Source organism: Nocardia sp. NPDC058705, assembly GCF_042749305.1.
Lineage (GTDB): Bacteria > Actinomycetota > Actinomycetes > Mycobacteriales > Mycobacteriaceae > Nocardia.
In genome coordinates, this window is sequence record NZ_JBHYRN010000001.1 from 375,936 (window position 1) to 395,216 (window position 19,281).

Consider the following 19,281-nt stretch of genomic DNA (forward strand, 5'->3'; position numbering starts at 1 on the left):
AAAACGTAACGCGCGCCAACCCTTTCGGAGTTCGGATGACTTCCTGTCACTGGTCCGGCGCGGGTTGCCTTCGGTCGTAATCCATTTGGCGCGCTTGGATTTCATCGGCGTTGGCGACCGTCCAGGCGTACAGCCGATCGAACGGCTCCCGCAGGGATTCGCCGAGCGGGGTGCGCGAGTACTCGACCCCGACCGGAGACGTCGCCAGCACGCGGCGAACGATCATCCCGTTACGTTCCAGCCGCCGCAGGGTCTGGGTCAGGACCCGCTGGGTCACACCGTCGAGGCGGCGCTTGATCTCGTTGAACCGGCGGGGCTCGTCGAGGATCGCCATCACCATCATCGACCACTTGTCGGCGATCTGATCGAGGATCGGGCGGCTCGGGCAGTCGGATCGGAAGACGATGCCGGGGTCGGAGCTGGTCATATCGGTATCCTCCGCAATCCTTACGATGCTGAAAGTGCGTTATTGACGCCGGTCTCCCGTCGCCGCAGGGTAAGTATGCATCAGGAACCTAGATGCCTATCGGGTACGAATCGGGAGATCTCCATGAACCAGGACGCCTACACGACCCTGCGAGTGCGCCGTGCCGCAGGCATCGCCTACGTCACGCTCGACAACCCGCCGGTCAACGTGCTGAATGTCGCCATGATGAGCGACCTGCGGAACCTGCTGGCCGCAGTCCGCGACGACGATTCGATTCGGGTGATCGTGTTCGACAGCGCCGACCCGGAGTTCTTCATCGCGCACGTCGACATGTCGCTGGTCGACACACCCGACGCTTTCGCAGGACTCGCGACCGACCTGCCGGACGGCGTCAACGTCTTCCAAGCTCTCGGTGAATTGCTCCGGCACCACCCCCAGGTGACCATCGTCAAACTCGCCGGGATGGCGCGCGGCGGCGGAGCGGAATTCGTTGCGGCCGCGGACATGTCCTTCGCGGCGATCGGTCGCGCGGGGATCGGTCAGGTCGAAGCGCTCATGGGCATCGTCCCCGGTGGTGGCGGCACACAGTACCTGGCCGCCCGAGTCGGGCGGCACCGCGCGCTGGAGGCGGTGCTCGGCGCCGAACTGTTCGACGCCGAGACCGCGCAGACCTACGGCTGGGTCAACCGGGCAGTTCCCGCCGACGAGCTCGACGACCTGGTCGACCGCCTCGCCCGCAACATCGCGGCCCTACCCGACGGGGTGATCGCGGCAGCCAAGCGCGCCGTCGCCCCCGAGGACCTCGGCGAGGGCCTGCGGCGCGAGCACCTCGCCTGGGCGGGCACGTTCGCTCGTCCCGCGGCCGAGCGATTGATCCGCGGCGGAATGGCCAACGGTGCCCAGACTCGCGCGGGCGAGCGCGATCTGGAGGGTCTGCTCCGGGGTCTGGCCGGATAGGACCCGGCTACCACGGTGAGACGCGCAGGCGACGGAATGGGCGAGTTACGCGGTTCGGGTTCGTCTCGCATGTGGTCGGTGACGGCGACTCGGCGGGGGCCGTGGGGCAATTAATCCTGGCGTGCAACCGATCTGGTGTCAGGACGCCATCGGAAGGAAACGTCAGCTCACGCCGCGGTGAAGGCGACAGTGGTCGGGCCGAGTGTGACCGGTGGGGAACGACCGTCCGTGCGATGCTGCCGGTGTGGAGAGCGAGCACAACAAGGTCGAGGCCGACGATCGGGTCGAGCCACCACCAGCCGGATCGTCGCCGACACCGTCGAGCTGATCCTGATCCCGAACGGCCTCGGCGCCGAGGTTACCTCAGCCCGCAAACGGGCGTCCCGCCCCGAAGACGTGCCGTACGAAGTTCTCTCCGATTCGGCGATGGCCGTCCGGGTCGGGGTGCAGTGCATCGGGCAACGGGAACTCGGCGAAGTCGTTGTCCCCGTACAGGTCCCGGCCGTCGAGATAGTGCAGATTCGGATCGTCGACGGCCCGCTGTTCGACGATCCGGGCCAGCACGTCGCGAATCACCGTGAGCGTCAGGCGACCCGCCGCAACGTCAGCGGGGTCGCCGGTGGCCTTGAACCGCATGGTGCCGGTCGAGAAGTCGGGCATCAGCGGGCCGGGGGTGTCCTCCTGGATCGGGCACAGGATCGGCGAAACAACCAGCAGCGGAGTGTGCGGATGCCCGTCGCGGATGGTGTCCAGGAATCCGTGCACCGCCGGACCGAACGCGCGCAACCGCATAGTGTCGGTGTTGACGATGTTGATGCCGACCTTGACGCTGATCAGGTCCGCGGGAGTGTCGCGCATGGCGCGGGCGGTGAACGGGTCGAGCAGCGCGCTACCACCGAAGCCGAGGTTGATCAGTTCGACCCCGCCGGCGTGCCGCGCGGCGAGCGCAGGCCAGATGCCGCTCGGGTGCGCGGCGTTGGACCCCTGGCTGATGGAACTGCCGTGGTGGAGCCACACCCGCTGGCCGTCGGTGGTGATCGGTTCGATCGGGGCGTCTGTGCGCAGGCCGATCAGCTCGGTGATCTCCGCGTGCGGCATCCAGATCTCGATCCGCTTGTCACCGGCGGGCAGATCGGTGAACCGCGCGGTGCCCGTCGGCCCATCGGTCAGTTCGGCGGCCCCGGTGCGCAGGTCGGTGATCGTGCGGACGTTGCCGCCGTCGACCGTCGCCTGCGCGGCGAGTTCGCCGTCGGCCAGCAGGTCGTAGACCCCGTCTGGCACCGCGGGCATACCGCGGTAGGCCCGCTTCGTGGGCAGGGTGTCCAGTTCGACGGTGGTGGCGCGGGTCCGGAACACGAGCCGCACTCCGGACGGCTGTGCCTCGGCCATGGCGAGCTGGCTGTCGGGGATCTGCCTGCGCGCCGCCGCAGGCAAACGATGCGGCAGCACCCCGTGTCGGGTCGGTTCCAGGTCCAGGAATCCGCGCAGCAGATCAGGGGTGATGGGTGTGGTCACCCACATGGTGTCGGTCTTCATCATTCCTACTTCTCGGTGGCAGGGATTGCTCGGGTGCGCAGCAGGATGTCGAGCGAGTCGACGACCCACTCCCAGGACTGCTGCGAGTCGACGTCGGTGTGACTGAACCCACCGGCCAGCTCGAGGGTGACGTAGCCGTGGAAGACGCTGCCCAGCAGGCGAACCGCGTGGGTCTGATCTGGTTCGGTCAGGTCGTAGCCACGCAGGATCGCGCGCATCATCTGCGCGTGCCGCACTCCCGCGCTCGCCGCCGCCGTCTCGGGATCCAGTCGGAATCGGGCGGCGTCGAAACGGCCGGGATGCTCACGCGCGTAGTAGCGGTAGGCATCGGCGAACGCGGCGAGCGCGTCCTTGCCGGACCGGCCGGCCACCGCGTTGGCCGCACGGTCGGCGAGTTCCGTGAGCGCGAACAACGCGACCCGCGTCTTCAGGTCCTCGGTGCTCTTCACGTGCGAGTACAGACTCGCGGGCTTCACGCCGAAGTGCCGCGCGAGCGCCGACACGGTCACCTGCTCGAAACCCACCTGGTCGGCGAGCTCGGCGCCCGCGAGGGTCAGCCGGTCAGGGGTCAACCCCACTCGAACCATCAGCATTCTCCAATCTAGCTACTAACATTATGCAATTACCTACATGCTATAGGCAAATACCTTCACCGAATGATCCAGCCATCCGCAAGGGTCAGCGTTGTGGGCAATCAACCAGCTACAGCCGCACGAGCATCAACGCGAGCAGAAGCAATGGCTTTCAACGCTTTTGGCGCGACAGTGGCCAGTGTCGAGATCAGTCGTGACACGGTCGGGTCCGAGGCCACAATTCCGAAAGACCGGGCTCGCAACGCACAGCGATAGATCTGAGGCGCCCGACCTCGAAGCCCGAGCCTCCAGGCAATCGCGCTGTAAACTCTGGCTGGCACCGCTACCGGATCGGGGCGCGCGTGACCGTCCGCGCTCCGGTCAATAGTCAAGCTTGTCCGGCGTCGCATCGGAGGACGACACCGCGTGAAAACCCTCGCCAGATCAACGGAGGCTGTGGGGGCTGCCCGGCGGCGATACCGACAGTGACCAGTCGACCACCGGGACAACACGAACGCCGCTGACGCGACACCCCCGCCAGCCCCGTGTACCAATACTGTTTCCCCAGGCTGGATCGATACCACCGCAACGACGCGATACGACGCCAGTCTCATCCCAAGACAGAAAACCGTGGCACGACCCAGCTCTCCTGGCGGTGATGCCGCGAATTCCCCGGTTGGCTCTTGCCGCCGTATCAGCCTGTCATACCCACTGCCCCGGCCTTAAACGCCCGGATTCAACCGCAGGGTGGGCGATTTAGACGCAATGCCGCAGACCCCGGACAACCTGGTCCATAGGGTCTACGGGTCAACCCTCCTCACTCCCGCAGGTCGGGTCGCCGACAGCCGCTCCCGACTAAGGTGGCGCAGGTCAGGCGTTCTTATTTGCCGCAATGTCGCAATGGAGGAGTGGACTGGTGATTATCGATCTGACCGGAAAAACAGCGCTGGTGACCGGCTCAACGCAAGGAATCGGTTTGGCGATCGCGCAGGGCCTTGCCGGTAGTGGGGCGCGGGTGGTGGTCAATGGCCGCAACGTCGAACGCGTGGATGCCGCTGTTGCTGAATTGCGCAGTGCGGGTGGTGATGTCATCGGCATTGCCACCGATGTCACCACCGAAGAGGGCGTCGAGCACCTGCTGCGGGAATTGCCCGCCGTGGACATCCTGGTCAACAATCTGGGCATTTTCGAATCGGTATCGGCGCGCGAGATCACCGACGCGCAATGGCGCACCTATTTCGACGTCAACGTGCTCTCGGCGGTCCGCCTCATCCGGACATTCCTGCCCGGCATGATCGATCAGGGCTGGGGTCGCGCGATTCAGATCGCCAGCGACTCCGCCGTGGTCACGCCGGTGGAAATGATCCACTACGGGGTGTCCAAGACCGCGCTGCTGGCCGTGACCCGCGGATTCGCCAAGGACGCCGCCGGAACGGGCGTCACGGTCAATTCGGTCATCGCCGGTCCGACCCACACGGCCGGGGTGGAGGAGTTCGTCTACGAACTGGTCGACAAGTCGTTGCCATGGGATCAGGCGCAGCGCGAGTTCATGCGCGAGCACCGCCCACAATCACTGATCCAGCGCATGATCGAACCGTCGGAGATCGCCAACATGGTGGTGTACCTGAGCTCGACGCAGGCCTCGGCGACCACCGGCGGCGCGCTGCGGGTCGACGGCGGATATATCGACGCGATCCTGCCGTAGCTGAAATCCCACAGGTCACAGCCGCTCAGCCCACGAGAAGTGCCGATGGGCTGCTGGCCTGGGCGGCCAGGGTCGGGTGGACGTCAGATCATGCCGCCGTTCGCGCGCAGGATCTGGCCGTTGATCCAGTGCCCCTCGGGACCGGTGAGGAAAGCGACCACGCGGGCGATGTCCTCAGGAGTCCCGAGGCGCTCGAGCGGCGGATTCTTGGCCAGCGTCGCGATCTGATCCTCGCTCTTGCCGTCCAGGAACAGTGCGGTGGCGGTCGGGCCGGGAGCCACGGCGTTGACGGTGATATCGCGGCCACGCAGTTCCCTGGCCAGGATCAGCGTGATCGCCTCCACGGCACCTTTGCTGGCGGCATAGGCACCGTAGGTAGGGAGCTGGGTGCCGACCACCGACGTCGACATGCTCACGAACGAGCCACCGCCACGCAGCCGTCGTGCGGCCTGCTTGGCAACGACGAAGGTGCCGCGGATGTTGACGCGGTGGAGCGCGTCGAGAACCGTCAGATCGAGGTCGGCGATGGTGGACAGGGCGAGGCGGCCCGCGGAGTTGACGACGACGTCGACACCGCCGAACTCGGCTGCGGCACGGTCGAACAGCGCGGAAACGGCGTCCTCGTCGGCGACGTCGGCCTTGACCGCGGTGGCGGTGCCACCCGCCGCGGCGATGGTGGCCACCGTTTCCTCGGCGGCGGCGGCGTTGTCGGTGTAGTTGACGACAACGGTGTTTCCACGGGCTGCGAGCTCGAGCGAGATCGCCCGCCCGATGCCCCGTGAACCTCCCGTGACGACGGCAACCCGTCCGGACTTTCCTGATGTGGTGTCGGTGGATGTCATGTACTCCACTATCGGCGGCGCGGGCTGCGGGGACGAGGGGATGTCATCCCCTGTGTCGCGGGACCGACGTCCGGCAGACTGGATGTCATGAGCGTCGCGAAGTACGCCGAACTGGGCACATTCCTGCGGTCACGGCGCGAGCGTATCCGGCCCGAAGAGGTCGGATTCGTGTCCGGGCCCCGACGGCGCGTGCGCGGACTCCGGCGCGACGAGGTGGCCCAACTCGCCGGGGCATCGGTCGACTACTACAACGAGCTCGAGCGCGGTGCCGGGTCGCAGCCGTCGGAGCAGATGCTGGCGGCACTGGCGCGCGCGTTGCGGCTGACCGCCGACGAGCGTGACCACATCTATCACCTCGCCGATCGCCCGGTGCCGCGCGACGGAACCGCGAGTTCGCACGTCCATCCAGGGATGCTCGACCTGCTCACCCGGCTGGTCGCGACGCCCGCACTGGTGATCACCGACCTGCACGTCACACTGGTCCAGAATGCGCTGGCCGTCGCGCTGCTCGGCGATCATTCCGGTCGGCAGGGCATGGAGGCGAGCTTTCTGTACCGGTGGTTCACCGACCCGCGAGCCCGGCGGCTCTACCCCGAGGCCGACCACGAAACCCAGTCCCGGGCGTTCGTCGCCGATCTGCGGGCCGCCGCGGGCCGCCGCTCCACAGCGGATACCGACGCAGCATCGCTCATCTCCCAGCTCCTGAGCAGCTCGGCCGAATTCGCGGCGATCTGGGCCGCCCACGATGTGGCCTTCCGCCGAGACGACCGCAAACGGATCAACCACCCGACTCTCGGCCTGATCGAAGTCAACTGCCTCAACCTGTTCAGCGAAGACGGCCGACAACGACTGCTCTGGTTCACCCCCGCCATCGGCACCGACAGCGCGAACAAACTGGACCTGCTCACCGTGGTCGGCACCCAGGAGTTCACCGACCTGCGGTGACAGTGGCAGAAAACAACGGCCGGCGATGTCAGGAAGACATCAGGCAGAAGGGGTGGCCAGCGGGATCCAGGAGTACCCGCCAGCGTCCGTCACCGGGCTGATGGTCCGGCTTGGCCGCGCCGAGTTCCAGCGCCAACTGTTCCACCGCATCGAGGTCGTCAGCGCGAAAATCCAGGTGGAACTGTTGTGGCACGTCCTGACCCGGCCACTGCGGAGCCCGGTATCCGTCAACCCGCTGGAATCCCAGATCACAGCCGGAGCCGTCCGTCAGAGCGACGAACTCGCCCGTACTGAAGAGCTCGCGCATCCCGGTCAATGCACCGTAGAAGCCCGCCAGCGCCTGCGGGTCGGCACAGTCCAGCGTCACCCCTCGCAGTTCAGCACCTGGCACTATTGGCTCCTTCGTATCCGCGCGTCGGTGTCCGCTTGCCGCCGCGGCACGCGATCACCGGCCCGCTGCCACACCGTACTCGCTACAACCACCGCTGAAGTAGCGGTTTTACCCCTCCGCCTCAGGGCAACGGGTGGCTGTGACCGGCGCTTTCGACGCACACACACGGGCAGGGCCATCGCTTTCCTCACGCTCGAGCGCTCGCCGCAACCCGCGGAGTCCGGCCTCGACCCCGGTCAGGTCGCCGTTGCTGGTCAGCTGCTCCACGATCAGCCCGCGCACGGCGGCCAACACCATGTGCGAGACATCCGATTGTTGCTGCTCGGACCAGTGATCGGGACACAGTGAGCGCAGGGCGACCAGATATTCGCGGGTGCCGTCGCGGGTCAAGCGGGCATAGCGGCCCGGGTCGTAGATGGCCAGGCCGGTCGCCTGGTGCAGTACTCGTGCCTCGGCGCTCCAGAGCGACGGCCACAGCGCCATGATTCGATCTGCGAACGTAGCGCTCACATCAGCCGATGCCGCCAGACTCATCTCGATTCGCCTGGCCCGCACCTGAACCATGGCCTGCTCCAACAGGTTCTCGACGGTGGTGAAGTGATAGAGCAATACCTTGTGGGTGGTATCCGCCGCGCGCGCGGCGCGGCGCAGCGAGAAGTCCACCAGACCGTTGGCGACCAAGTCGTCGGTCACCCGCTCGAGCAGGTCCCGACGTCGAGCTTCGCCACGCCGCGACCTTGTCGGCCGCTGGATTCCGGCGACCCCCACCGAGTCAGGGGCAGTCGCACGCGCTGATTCGGAAGTGGAGATACGTGCCATGCGCCCAGCTTAGGAGGTTCGGGCTGCTCTGAACGTTCGGTGCCGGCTCCCGCTGATCGCGGCAAACCACGGCTGCGCGCGTTGGATGCCCATGGCTCACACGTACTTTCGGCTGACATCGACACGCTGGGGATCGGGTACGACCGAATCGCCATCAGTCAGGTAGCCGACACAAATCCCCGAACGAACCGGCTCGAAGTGAACCAGTTGGGTCATAATTTCACCGAGTACCGAATCCGTCGAAACCTCCCATCTCGAGGATCGTCACATGTCTCAGAACCCCCTCTCCTTGCCCTCATCTGCCGTCCGCACGTGGCGTACCCGACTATCGGCCGTTGCGCTGGCCGCACTCACCCTCACCGCTGCGGCGTCGGGATCGACTGCCGCACAACCGAACCCGGCCGACGGCACGATCATCGCCGCGCACCAGATCACCCCGTTCGGCTTGCCTGTGCCCGCCAAGGCCTGGCAGCTGTCATTCACCTCGCAGGACGGGAACAATCGGCCAACCACCGGTAAGACGACGATCATCGAACCCGACACCCCGTGGACTGGCCCCGGCGCACGCCCCTTGGTCAGTTGGCAAGTGGCCGAAGACAGCCTCGGCAGCCACTGCGCCCCGTCCTACACTCTCGAGCGCGACCTGGTCAGTGGATTCAACCCGAGCACCATCGAGTCGGCGCTGGCAGTGATGGCGCTGCAACGCAACTGGGCTGTGGCTTACCCCGACGTTCAAGGTCCGCAGGCACGGTTCCTAGACAAGACCCAGGCGGCCCACGCCATTCTCGACGGCGTACGCGCCGCCAAGACGTTCGCACCAGCAGGGCTGTCGGATTCACCGGTCGCCTTGCTCGGATACTCCGGTGGCGCCATGGTGTCGCTGTGGGCAGAGCAGGAACTCCCCCGCTACGCGCCGGAATTGGAGCTGGCCGGCATCGCGGTCGGCGGTATGCCGGTACAACTCAACGACGAGTTCGATCACGTGAGCGGCACGGTCTACGCCGGAATCGGCCTACTCGGAATCGCCGCGATCCATCGCATCGCCCCCGAGGCCGACATCCCCGCCCTACTCAACGATCGCGGCAAACACATGCTCGCCGAAACAGCCAACTACTGCTTGACCGATTTCATGATCAAGTACCCCTTCGCGAATATCAACGACTACACCGCGGTACCGAATATCTTCCACAGCCCCAGGGTTCAGGCAGTAACGCAAGACCTCGGCCAGCAACCGTCCATGCCGCCGCGGACGCCGACCTACTACTGGCAGTCGGCCCTCGACGACATCCTGCCGATCGAGTCCACCGACCGCCTCGTGCATTCCTGGTGCCAGGCAGGCGGCCAGGTGACCTACGCCCGTTTGACCATCCCGGGTCATGGGCTACCGGACCTGGCCCACCTCCCCCCGGCATTCGACTTCCTCGGCGACCGATTCGCCGACGCGACGCCGCCACCGTGCGGCTGAGTCACACCGACGACGAATTCGGCCCGGGCAGTGGGAGCAGAAAGCGATAACCGAGACGTCGGCACCGTTCGACCAGCCAGACTTTCCGACTCGGGCGATCGGACCGACTCTGGGACAGCCTTACAAATCCAGTCTCAGCGTGCAGCGATCGCGACTGCGCGAGACGCAGATCATCATCGTCTCGTTGCGCTCTTGTTCGGCCACGGAGAGTATCGCGTCGCGGTGGTCGGCCTGCCCGGCCAGGATCTTTGTTTCGCAGGTGCCGCAGATGCCCTCTTCGCACGAGTAGAACACGTCGATGCCGGCGGCTTGTGCGACCTGCAGGATCGATTGATCGGGCGGGATTCGCAGGGTCTGGTTGCTGGCGGCGCAGATGACGTCGAAGGCGGTGCCGTCGGCGTCACCTGCCTGTCCGGCAAGGGGGGTGAAGCGTTCGAGGTGGACGGTGCCCACGCCCAGCCGAGCGTGGTGCTCTGCGATGGCGTCAAGCATGGCTTCTGGTCCGCAGCAATAGATTTGGGTGTTGCGCTGTGCTGTGCCGAGCAGTTGGGGGATGTCGAGAAGGCCCAGCTCGTCTTGCGGATATAGCTGTACGTTCGATCCGTGCTGCTGGGTGAGCTGGTCGGCGAACGCCATGGATGAGCGGTTGCGGCCACCGTAGTGCAGTTGCCAGTTCGCGCCCGCGCGGTGCGCGGCAGCGATCATCGGCAGCAGCGGAGTGATCCCGATGCCACCCGCGATGAACAGGTAGTCCTGCGCTTCGACGAGGGCGAAGTGGTTGCTGGGTCCGTGGGCGGTGACTCGTGTGCCCGGCACGAGCGCCTCGTGGACGTACTGTGATCCGCCGCGTCCGTCGGGTTGGCGCAGTACGCCGATCTTCCAGGTCGTCGTATCGCCGGGGTCGCCGCACAAGGAATACTGGCGGACCAGGCCATTGGACAGCGACAGGCTGATATGCGCCCCGGGTTCCCACGCCGGAAGCCGGCCGGTCGGGTCGGTCAGGGACAAGACGACCACCTCGTCCGCCACGATGTCGCGGGCGGAGACGACGAGGTCGATCTGGGTGCCTTGTGTCATGAGGTCGCTTCCTGATCCTCTCGGTCAGTCGAAGGTGCGGACGAAGCCGTACTCGATCGCGCTGCCCGCGTCTGCTTGTGCCGCAACAGTTTGTCGCCCGCGAAGCTGACGTTGATCGAACCGTCCTTGCGCAAGGCGACGGCGACCGCCTTGACGAGCAGGTCGTTCACACTGACCTTGCCGAGGTCCAGCGTCGCGTTGATCTGTGCCCGGAAGGCGAACAAATCGGTTACGTCGATCGCGCTGGTGACATAGAAGTGGGGTGCCTGCTGCATGCTCTCGGTGAGTCGAGTTGCCGAGAGGCGCTGGATGTTCGTCAGCGCGACTTCCTCGTATTCTCCGGATGACGAGACCTGGCGCACAGCAGGCACACTCGTGTCACGTGACGGCGTCGCGATGTCGGCGGATACAGCAGGCTCGGCGCTGTGAGCCGCCTCCACATCGCGTTTGGTGATCCGTCCATCGGGACCGGTACCGACGACAGCGCCGATATCGACCTGCAATTCGCGTGCGATCTTGCGGGCCAGTGGCGAGGACTTGACCACCCCGGTCCGGCGCAAGCCGGTGCGCGAACCGGGCAGTGGCGCAGCGGCCGGGGCAGTCGCGACGACGACTGCCGACGCGACAACCGTGGGCGTCGGCGCAGCACTCGTCGAATCCGCCGGTGCCGCAACCGATCCGGTGCCATCACCAACCGTCGCGATCGGTTCACCGATCGCGACGCGAACCCCCGGCTCGGCGAGGATCGACTCGAGGATCCCGTCCTCGTACGCTTCGAGCTCCATCAGTGCTTTGTCGGTCTCGATTTCGGCGACGATCTCGCCGCGGGTGATCTGGTCACCGACCTTCTTGAGCCAGACGGAGACGACGCCGTCTTCCATGGTGTCGGAGAGCCGGGGCATGACGATGTCAGGCATTGCTGATTTCCTTACCGACGGCGGCGAGAGTTTCCTTCACCGCGGTGTAGAGCGATTCCGCCGACGGCAACGCCAGCTTCTCCAGCGGCTTGGCATACGGCAGCGGAACCTCCGCCATCGCGACGCGGCGAACGGGGGCGTCGAGATAGTCGAAGGCGCCATCGGAGATCGATGCCGCGATTTCCGCCCCGATGCCGTAGGTGAGCCAGTCGTCCTCGCCGATGACCGCGCACCCGGTCTTGCGGACGGAGGCCACGATGGTGTCGCGATCCAAGGGGCGCAGGCTACGCAAGTCGATCACCTCGACCGAAACACCTTCGCCTGCAAAGCGTTCAGCCACCTCGCTGGCGACAGTGGCCATGCGGGAGTAGCCGATCAGCGTGATGTCGGTACCCGCGCGGGTGACCGCGGCTTTGCCGATCTGGATGGGCGGAAGATCCTTGGGCACTTCACCTTTGGTGTTGTAGAGCGAGAGATTCTCCAAGAACAACACCGGGTCGTCGTCCTCGATCGCCGCCCTGAGCAAGGCCCGCGCATCGGCGGGAGTGCTCGGTGCCACGACCTTCAGACCGGGCACGAAGGCGTAGTACAACTCGATGTTCTGCGAATGCGTCGCCCCGAGTTGCTGGCCGCCGCCACCGGGAGTCCGGATCACCATGGGCACGCTGGTCTGGCCGCCGAACATGCCGTAGATCTTCGCGGCGTGGTTGACGATCTGGTCCAGTGCCAGCAGCGAGAAGTTGATCGTCATGATCTCCACGACCGGGCGCAATCCGAGCATCGCAGCACCGATCGCCGCGCCGACGAAACCCTCCTCGGCGATGGGGGTGTCGCGCACCCGCTTCTCGCCGAACTCCTCGAGCAGCCCGGCGGTAATCTTGTAGGAGCCTTCGAAGACGCCGATCTCCTCACCGATCAGAAAGACATTGTCGTCGCGTCGCATCTCTTCACGCAGGGTTTCGCGCAGCGCTTCGCGGTAGGTCATGACAGGCACAGTGGGAGTCCTCAGTGGGTGAAGAGCGGATCGGCGGGCAGACGGCGGGAATCGCCCGGCACGGGGGTGGCGTAGGTGTAGTCGAACAGGCTCGACGGCTCCGGATGTGGGCTCGCGTCGGCGAACGCCACAGCGGCGGCGACGCCGTCGGCCACCTCGCGGTCGAGCTCGGCCAGCGCCTGGTCGGTCAGCACCCCGGCGGCGAGCAAACGCTGCTGCCACAGCACGATCGGATCGTGCTCGCGGACCGTGGCCACTGTTTCGGTGCTGCGGTACTTGGCCGGATCGACCACCGAGTGGCCCTTGAGCCGGTAGCTCACCGCTTCCAGCAGTGCGGGTTCGCCGTCGCGGCGGGCGCCTTCGATGAGCTCGCTCGCCAGGTCGCGCACGGCCAGCACGTCGGTGCCGTCCACCCGTTCGCCGCGCATGCGATAGGCGGCGGCGCGTTTCCACAGATCCGGTTCGGCCGAGGATTTCTCGACCGTCGTGCCCATGCCGGTCTGGTTGTTGATCACCAGGAACACCACCGGCAGCCGCCACAGTGCCGCGATGTTGAGCGACTCGTGGAAGGCGCCGATATTGGTGGTGCCCTCCCCCATCTGGCACACCACGACGTCGTCGCCGTCGGTGTAGTCGATGGCCAGCGCGGCGCCGATGGCGAGCGGAACCTGCCCACCCACGATGGCGTAACCGCCCAGCAGACGGGTCGCGGTGTCGTACATGTGCATCGAGCCGCCCCACCCCTTCGAGGTGCCGGTGGAGCGGCCGTAGAGCTCGGCCATCACTCGACCCGGTTCGATACCCTTTGCCAGTGCGTATCCGTGTTCGCGATAGTTGGTGAACAGGTAGTCGGTGGGGCGCATCGCGGCGCCGAGGCCGACGACCGTGGCTTCCTCGCCGAGGTTGAGATGGCAGTAGCCGCCGATCTTGGCCTGCTGGTAGCTCTGGGCGGTGCGCTCTTCGAAGCGCCGGATGAACAGCATGTCGCGGTAGAGATCGCGCAGGCTGTCCGGATCCTCCACCGCGACAGCGGATTCGATGGAGGTTTCCGCTGTCGGTACGGGCGCGGACTTCGCCGGCTTGCGGGTGGACTTGCTTCGCGCGGTGGTCGTGGTCATGGTCGGGCTCCTCAACGCTTGCGTGGCGCGATGTGTACCGGCAGTCCGAGGCCGGCCATGGCCGCCTCCATACCGATTTCGCCGAGAGTGGGGTGGGCGTGGATGGTGTCGGCCAACTCGTCGAGCGTGGCCTCCAGCGAGATCGCCAGCGCGCCCTCGGCGATCAGATCACTCGCGGACGGGCCGATGATGTGCACGCCGAGAATTTCCTGATGTGCTTGCCCCGCCACAATTTTGATGAACCCCTCGGTATCGCCGAAGGTCTTGGCCCTGCCGAGTGCCGCGAACGGGAACTTCGTGGTGATCACCTCGTGCCCGGCAGCGCGGGCGGCTGCTTCGGTGAGCCCGACGCTCGCGATCTCCGGGTGGGTGAACGTCGCGGCGGGGATGACCGTGTAGTCGATGTGGGTGTCGTGGCCGGCGATCACCTCGGCCGCGGTGACGCCCTGGTGGGAGGCGACGTGGGCGAGCAGGGCCCGGCCGGTCACGTCGCCGATGGCGTACACGTGGTCGACACTGGTCCGCAGTCGATCGTCTACCTCGATGAAACCGCCTGCGTCCGTGGCGATTCCGGCCACATCTAGGCCGAGTTCAGCGGTGTTGGGCCCTCGCCCGACACCGACGAGTACGACATCGGCGTCGAGTTCCTGTGCCGCCGGGCCGCCGACCGACACCCGCAGCGCGTCACCCTCGGCGATCGCGGTGACCTTGGCACCGGTCAGGACGGTGATGCCACGCTTGCGGAACGATCGGCCGAGTGCGTCACCGATCTCGTTGTCCTCCAACGGAACCAGGCGGTCCTGCATCTCCACGACCGTGACCTGGCTGCCGAACGTCGCGAACAGGCTGGCCCATTCCGCGCCGACCGCGCTGCCGCCGATGACCACCAGCCGTCGCGGTACCTCGGTCAACCCGAACGCGCCGTCGGAGGTGACGACGCCGGGCAGTTCCGCGCCCGGGATCGGCAGCCGCGCGGGCACCGAACCGGTCGCGACGATCACATCGCGCGCGCTCACCCGGCGAATCGCCGTTCCCGCGGCCGCGGCGTAGCGGGGGCCGCCGTCGAAGATCGGTGAGGCGCCGACCTCGTGGACCTCGACGACGCTCGGCTCGACGAACCGGGCGTGACCCTCGATCAGGGTGACGCCGTTGGCCTTCAGCAGGCCCGCGACACCGTCGGTCAGCTCTGTGACAATGCTGTCTTTGCGTTGGCGCACCATGGCGAAGTCGTAGCGCACATTGTCGGCGTGAATTCCGAATTCCGCTGCGTTGGTGACAGTCTCGAATACCTCGGCCGAACGGAGCATCGCCTTGGTGGGGATACAACCCCAGTTCAGGCATACACCGCCGGGCCGCTCCTTTTCCACCATGCAGACCTGCAGACCGTGTTGCGCGGCGCGGATGGCCGCGACATATCCGCCCGGTCCACCACCGATCACCAATAGATCGAATTCCAGCACTCGTGGTGCTCCTCAGCTCGAACGATCAACCCCTCCACGGTCGTGGCTCGGGTCGTCTGTCGAGTCTGGCTGTCCACAAATGCACAAACAACCAACCGGCAGCCCAGAGTTCGGGCCTCGAAAATGAGCTCAGCGCCCAATCTCGCGCCGCGCGCCACCGGGTCACCCGGGCCGGTTCACGCCCATCTCGAGGGCGGCCAAAGCGAGGGACAGTTCCAGATGGGCACGCTGCCCATCCAGACGCCTGCCCAACAGGGCGGAGATGCGCTGGAGCCGGTTGATCACGGTGTTGCGGTGGCAGTGCAGGCGCGGCGCGGCGTTCGCCGCCGAGCAGTTCTCCGCCAGCCAGATCGCCAGCGTGCGCAGCAGGATCTCGTGTTCCTTCGTCGGCAATTCCAGTACCGGGCCGAGGGTGCGGGTGACCATGAGGTCGGTCAGGTCCGGCGAGCGCAGTAGCAGGGCTTCGGGGTAGCGCTCTTCCAACAACACCAGACCCGGAGCTGCCGAGGGCAAGGTCTCCAGGGCGAGCATCGCCAGCGCATGGCCGGTCCCGATCTGCGCCAAGCCCTGGACGACGGGTGACGCCGCTGCCCGACCCCGGATGCGATCACGTACCCGCTCCAGCACAGCGGTACCGTCCCGCTGCTCGAGCGAGACCAGCCCCACGATGGTCTCGACACGGTCGTGCCAGACCGACCGGATACCCAGGGCCGCCAGCGCTGCTTCGGTACCGATCTCGACGTGTGGGCGGTCGCCGCGCACCGCGACCACCAGGTACCCACCGTGCGTAGGCAGGTTCAGCTCACGTGCCGCCCGCGCGGCGAACGTCGTGTCGCGAGCACTGCCCGCCAGCAGATCCTCGATCGTGCCGTGTCGACGGCGCTCGTCGCGACGGACCTGTTCCAACTCGGTGCCGCGATAGGAGGTGACCAGCGCAGACGACATCCCGTCGATCGCCGACCAGGTGGCCGCCCCGATCTTGCGGAACTCGCCGGGCGCGAGCTCACCCGCCTTGTCCAGCAGTGCCTCCCACACGATCTGACCGCCGAGCCGGAACGTCCGCAACATGACCTCGAGTGGCACACCCTGCGCCGCGCGATTGCGGCCGATGGCAGCAGCGACATCGTCGCGATCCGGTCCGGTCACCGCGCCTGCGACAAGATCGAGCACCCTGGTCAGATAGCGGCAACACGCGTCGTACAGGTCATCCCGGCTGACCGGCGAGTAGTCCGTCCACTCCGGGATATCGGTGAAGATCGCGGCGATCAACTTCTTCGTCAGCACCGGAATCTCGGTTCGGCACGCCGCCACCAACTGCCTCGTACCTACCGAGGCCATGGAGTGTTCGGTTCTCGCCGCCATATCGCTAGAGGCTACGGGTCGAGGTCATTGTTGTGGGCTGCGCGCGGTGGCGAACCAGTCGATCAGTTGCGGGTCGTCGACTGCGGTGCGGGAAACGACATCGCTGGGATCGCTGCCCTGAAGAATCCTCTTGAGCGGGACTTCGAGCTTCTTGCCGGTCTTGGTGTGCGGGATCCCCGGCGCGACGATGATGTCGTCGGGAACATGGCGGGGGGAGAGTTTGTCGCGGATGGTCTGGTTGATCCGGCGACGCAGCGACTCGGTCAGTTCGGTGCCTGCGGTGAGGACGACGAACATCGGCATCCAGTATCCGCCGTCGGGTTGCTCGATGCCCAGGACCAGGGTGTCCTCGATTTCCGGCAGGGCGTCGACCGCGTGATAGATGTCGGCACTGCCCATCCGAATGCCGTGCCGGTTGAGGGTGGAGTCGGATCGGCCGTGCACGATCACGCTGCCGTGCTCGGTAAGAGTGATCCAGTCGCCGTGGCGCCACATGCCGGGGTAGGTGTCGAAATAGGCCTCGCGGTAGCGATCACCGCCGGGATCGTTCCAGAACATCACCGGCATGGACGGCATCGGCTGGGTGAGGACCAGTTCGCCGACCCCGCCGCGGACGGGTTGTCCCTGCTCGTCCCACGAGTCGAGTGCGACACCCAGATACGGGGCCGACAGCTCACCCGGCCATACGGGCACGGTGCGCACACCGCCGGCGAAGGCCGTCACGACGTCGGTGCCGCCGCTGATCGAGGACACGGCGACCTGTCGACCGACGTTGTCGCGAATCCACAGCGATGTCGAAGCCGGTAGCGCGGCGCCGGTGACACCTACTGTGCGCAGCGGTGTCAGGTCGTGGTCTCGACGCGGTTCGACTCCGGCCTTCGCGCACGCCAGCAGATAGGCGGGGCTGGTCCCCAGCACTGTTGTTCTGGTCCGGGCGGCCAAGTCCCACAGCGCATCTGGTAGCGGATAGCCGGGGCTGCCGTCGTAGCAGACAATGGTCGCTCCGACGAGCAGACCGGCCACCTGATAGTTCCACATCATCCAGGACGGACTGGTGAACCAGAAGAACGTATCGTCGGCACCGATATCGGATTGCAGGGCAAGCGCTTTCAGATGTTCGAGCAACACACCGCCGTGGCCGTGCACGATTCCCTTCGGGGTGCCGGTGGTGCCCGAGGAGTAGAGCACCCACAGCGGGTGGTCGAAAGCGACTGCGAGCGTGTCGATCCCGGCGGCGCCGGTTTCGTATTCGGCGACGTCGTCCCAGCTCAGCGACTCCGCAACGATGGACCCCGCGTGGGTTACGCAGATCGTCGCGCGCAAGCTGGGAATTCCGTCGCGCAGCGTGGCGATGTCGCCGCGTTTGTCGTGGATCTTGCCGCCGTAGCGGTATCCATCGCAGGTGATCAGCACCAGCGGCTCGAGTTGACCGAGTCGGTCCAGTGCCGCGTGCGCCGAGTAGTCCTGTCCGCATGCGCTCCAGGTCGCGCCGAGACTCGCGGTAGCCAGGAACGCGATCACCGCTTCGGGGATGTTCGGCAGGTACCCGACCACCCGATCACCGGGTCCGACACCGATCGACCGTAATGATCGGGCCAGTGTGGCGGTGCGGGTGAGCAGTTCGTCCCAGCTGATCTCACGAAGGGAGCCGTCTTCGGCGGGCACCAGGATCGCGGCCCGGTCCGTGCGAGCGTGGCGCACCACCTGGTCGACATAATTGAGCCTGGTTCCGGGGAACCAGCGTGCGTCGGGCATGGGGTGCTCGGTCAGCACAGCCCCTGACACTTCCCCGAGCTCGAACCAGTCCCACACGGTGCGCCAGAATTCGGGCACGTCGTCTATCGACCAGCGCCACAACGCCGCGTAATCGGCGAAGGCGATTCCGGTACGGCTCGTGGCGAAGTCGGTGAACGCGGTGAGCTGGGTCTGCGCGATGTCCTCCGGCGTGGGGATCCACTGCGGCACTGGGTGGCCGGCGGTCATCGTGGGCTCGCGCCGGTCTCGGAGGCACGTTCGGCGCTGCGGAGCAGATAGTCGTAGCCGGACTGGATTTGTGTGGGGTTCCAGACCTGGTCGCGCTTGAATTGGGTCTCGGACTCGCTGGACCAGGTCTTCGGCCCGCCCGCTGACAGGGTCATGAGCTGGGTGCGGCACGCCCGTTCGAGCAGGACGGAATACATGACGGCGGTTGCCGCGTCGGGGCCGACGGTGACCGCGCCGTGGTTCGGGATGAGGACCGCATGAGCGTCACCGAGGGCAGTGGCCAACGCGGTGCCAAGGGCGGGAGTGTCGATCAGGGCACCGGTGTCGGTGAAACGCGGCAGCCGCGAGTAGGCGAACAGCACCCCGTCGTGGGAGATCGGACGGATTTCGCAGTTCAGTGAGGCGAAAGCCGACAGTGCCGGTGCGTGGGTGTGTACGACGCTGCCGACGTCGGGTCGGGCCGCCATGATCGCGGTGTGGATGGGGTATTCGAGGTGGCGTCTGCCTGTTCCGTCGAGAACGGTGCCCTCGGGTGAGACGAGGACGACCTTTTCTTCGTCGATTTCCTCGAATCCCCACCCGGAGGCTTTCATCCACACACCGCGACCGTCGGGGTCACGCATCGACGCGTGCCCCCAGACCATGTCGCCGAGACCGGCAACGGCGAGAACACGACTCGCCTGCACGACGTGTGTTCGAGGGTGGGTCACG

General features: G+C 66.3%; 18 protein-coding genes. 4 read left to right on the forward strand and 14 right to left on the reverse strand.

The annotated features are described in order from the left end of the window. Positions 1-46: 46 nt before the first annotated feature. On the reverse strand, positions 47-427 hold the full coding sequence (locus ACFW6D_RS01765) for a winged helix-turn-helix transcriptional regulator (RefSeq protein WP_379323722.1): 381 nt from the start codon (positions 425-427) through the stop codon (positions 47-49). Positions 428-550: 123 nt separating this feature from the next. Here ACFW6D_RS01765 and ACFW6D_RS01770 point away from each other — a divergent pair, with 123 nt between their 5' ends. Then, the gene (locus tag ACFW6D_RS01770) at positions 551-1,384 is read left to right on the forward strand and encodes an enoyl-CoA hydratase/isomerase family protein (protein ID WP_379323724.1); all 834 of its coding nucleotides are present in this window, start codon (positions 551-553) and stop codon (positions 1,382-1,384) included. Positions 1,385-1,747: 363 nt separating this feature from the next. On the opposite strand, the gene ACFW6D_RS01775 is transcribed toward ACFW6D_RS01770, so the two are convergent. Further along, positions 1,748-2,920, reverse strand: a complete 1,173-nt coding sequence (locus ACFW6D_RS01775) for a GDSL-type esterase/lipase family protein (protein ID WP_379324219.1) — start codon at positions 2,918-2,920, stop codon at positions 1,748-1,750. A gap of 5 nt (positions 2,921-2,925) precedes the next feature. Then, positions 2,926-3,507 (reverse strand): TetR/AcrR family transcriptional regulator, encoded by a 582-nt coding sequence (locus tag ACFW6D_RS01780; protein ID WP_379323726.1) that lies wholly within the window; start codon positions 3,505-3,507, stop codon positions 2,926-2,928. Between the two features lie 901 nt (positions 3,508-4,408). Here ACFW6D_RS01780 and ACFW6D_RS01785 point away from each other — a divergent pair. Next, positions 4,409-5,197: an SDR family NAD(P)-dependent oxidoreductase gene (locus ACFW6D_RS01785; RefSeq protein ID WP_379323728.1), complete on the forward strand. Its 789-nt coding sequence runs from the start codon at positions 4,409-4,411 to the stop codon at positions 5,195-5,197. 83 nt (positions 5,198-5,280) lie between these two features. Here the strand turns inward: ACFW6D_RS01785 and ACFW6D_RS01790 are convergent, their stop codons facing one another. Next, the gene (locus tag ACFW6D_RS01790) at positions 5,281-6,039 is read right to left on the reverse strand and encodes an SDR family oxidoreductase (protein WP_379323730.1); all 759 of its coding nucleotides are present in this window, start codon (positions 6,037-6,039) and stop codon (positions 5,281-5,283) included. An 87-nt stretch (positions 6,040-6,126) separates the two neighbouring features. Here ACFW6D_RS01790 and ACFW6D_RS01795 point away from each other — a divergent pair, with 87 nt between their 5' ends. Next, positions 6,127-6,984: a helix-turn-helix domain-containing protein gene (locus ACFW6D_RS01795; RefSeq protein WP_379323732.1), complete on the forward strand. Its 858-nt coding sequence runs from the start codon at positions 6,127-6,129 to the stop codon at positions 6,982-6,984. Positions 6,985-7,012: 28 nt separating this feature from the next. Here the strand turns inward: ACFW6D_RS01795 and ACFW6D_RS01800 are convergent, their stop codons facing one another. Continuing rightward, entirely contained in the window at positions 7,013-7,378 is a 366-nt protein-coding gene (locus tag ACFW6D_RS01800) for a VOC family protein (protein WP_379324221.1), read from the reverse strand. A gap of 105 nt (positions 7,379-7,483) precedes the next feature. Next, positions 7,484-8,194, reverse strand: coding sequence for a TetR/AcrR family transcriptional regulator (locus tag ACFW6D_RS01805; protein WP_379323734.1), 711 nt, complete (start codon positions 8,192-8,194; stop codon positions 7,484-7,486). Positions 8,195-8,462: 268 nt separating this feature from the next. Between ACFW6D_RS01805 and ACFW6D_RS01810 the strand changes: the two genes are divergently transcribed. Next, positions 8,463-9,659, forward strand: a complete 1,197-nt coding sequence (locus ACFW6D_RS01810; protein WP_379323736.1) for a lipase family protein — start codon at positions 8,463-8,465, stop codon at positions 9,657-9,659. A gap of 120 nt (positions 9,660-9,779) precedes the next feature. On the opposite strand, the gene ACFW6D_RS01815 is transcribed toward ACFW6D_RS01810, so the two are convergent. The 8 genes from ACFW6D_RS01815 to ACFW6D_RS01850 form a co-directional block, all read right to left on the reverse strand. Next, positions 9,780-10,676: a PDR/VanB family oxidoreductase gene (locus tag ACFW6D_RS01815; protein ID WP_379324223.1), complete on the reverse strand. Its 897-nt coding sequence runs from the start codon at positions 10,674-10,676 to the stop codon at positions 9,780-9,782. Between the two features lie 56 nt (positions 10,677-10,732). Next, positions 10,733-11,653 (reverse strand): 2-oxo acid dehydrogenase subunit E2, encoded by a 921-nt coding sequence (locus ACFW6D_RS01820; protein ID WP_379323738.1) that lies wholly within the window; start codon positions 11,651-11,653, stop codon positions 10,733-10,735. Further along, the gene (locus ACFW6D_RS01825) at positions 11,646-12,638 is read right to left on the reverse strand and encodes an alpha-ketoacid dehydrogenase subunit beta (protein WP_379323740.1); all 993 of its coding nucleotides are present in this window, start codon (positions 12,636-12,638) and stop codon (positions 11,646-11,648) included. The genes ACFW6D_RS01820 and ACFW6D_RS01825 overlap by 8 nt, the downstream gene beginning before the upstream one ends. A 20-nt stretch (positions 12,639-12,658) precedes the next feature. Next, entirely contained in the window at positions 12,659-13,765 is a 1,107-nt protein-coding gene (gene pdhA, locus ACFW6D_RS01830) for a pyruvate dehydrogenase (acetyl-transferring) E1 component subunit alpha (RefSeq protein WP_379323742.1), read from the reverse strand. 11 nt (positions 13,766-13,776) lie between these two features. After that, positions 13,777-15,225 (reverse strand): dihydrolipoyl dehydrogenase, encoded by a 1,449-nt coding sequence (gene lpdA, locus ACFW6D_RS01835; protein WP_379323744.1) that lies wholly within the window; start codon positions 15,223-15,225, stop codon positions 13,777-13,779. Between the two features lie 162 nt (positions 15,226-15,387). After that, the gene (locus ACFW6D_RS01840) at positions 15,388-16,587 is read right to left on the reverse strand and encodes a PucR family transcriptional regulator (protein ID WP_379323746.1); all 1,200 of its coding nucleotides are present in this window, start codon (positions 16,585-16,587) and stop codon (positions 15,388-15,390) included. A 24-nt stretch (positions 16,588-16,611) separates the two neighbouring features. Beyond that, positions 16,612-18,570, reverse strand: a complete 1,959-nt coding sequence (locus ACFW6D_RS01845) for an acetoacetate--CoA ligase (protein ID WP_379323748.1) — start codon at positions 18,568-18,570, stop codon at positions 16,612-16,614. Then, positions 18,567-19,280, reverse strand: a complete 714-nt coding sequence (locus ACFW6D_RS01850; RefSeq protein WP_379323750.1) for a class II aldolase/adducin family protein — start codon at positions 19,278-19,280, stop codon at positions 18,567-18,569. Before ACFW6D_RS01850 ends, ACFW6D_RS01845 begins: the two co-directional genes overlap by 4 nt. Between the last annotated feature and the right edge of the window lies 1 nt (position 19,281).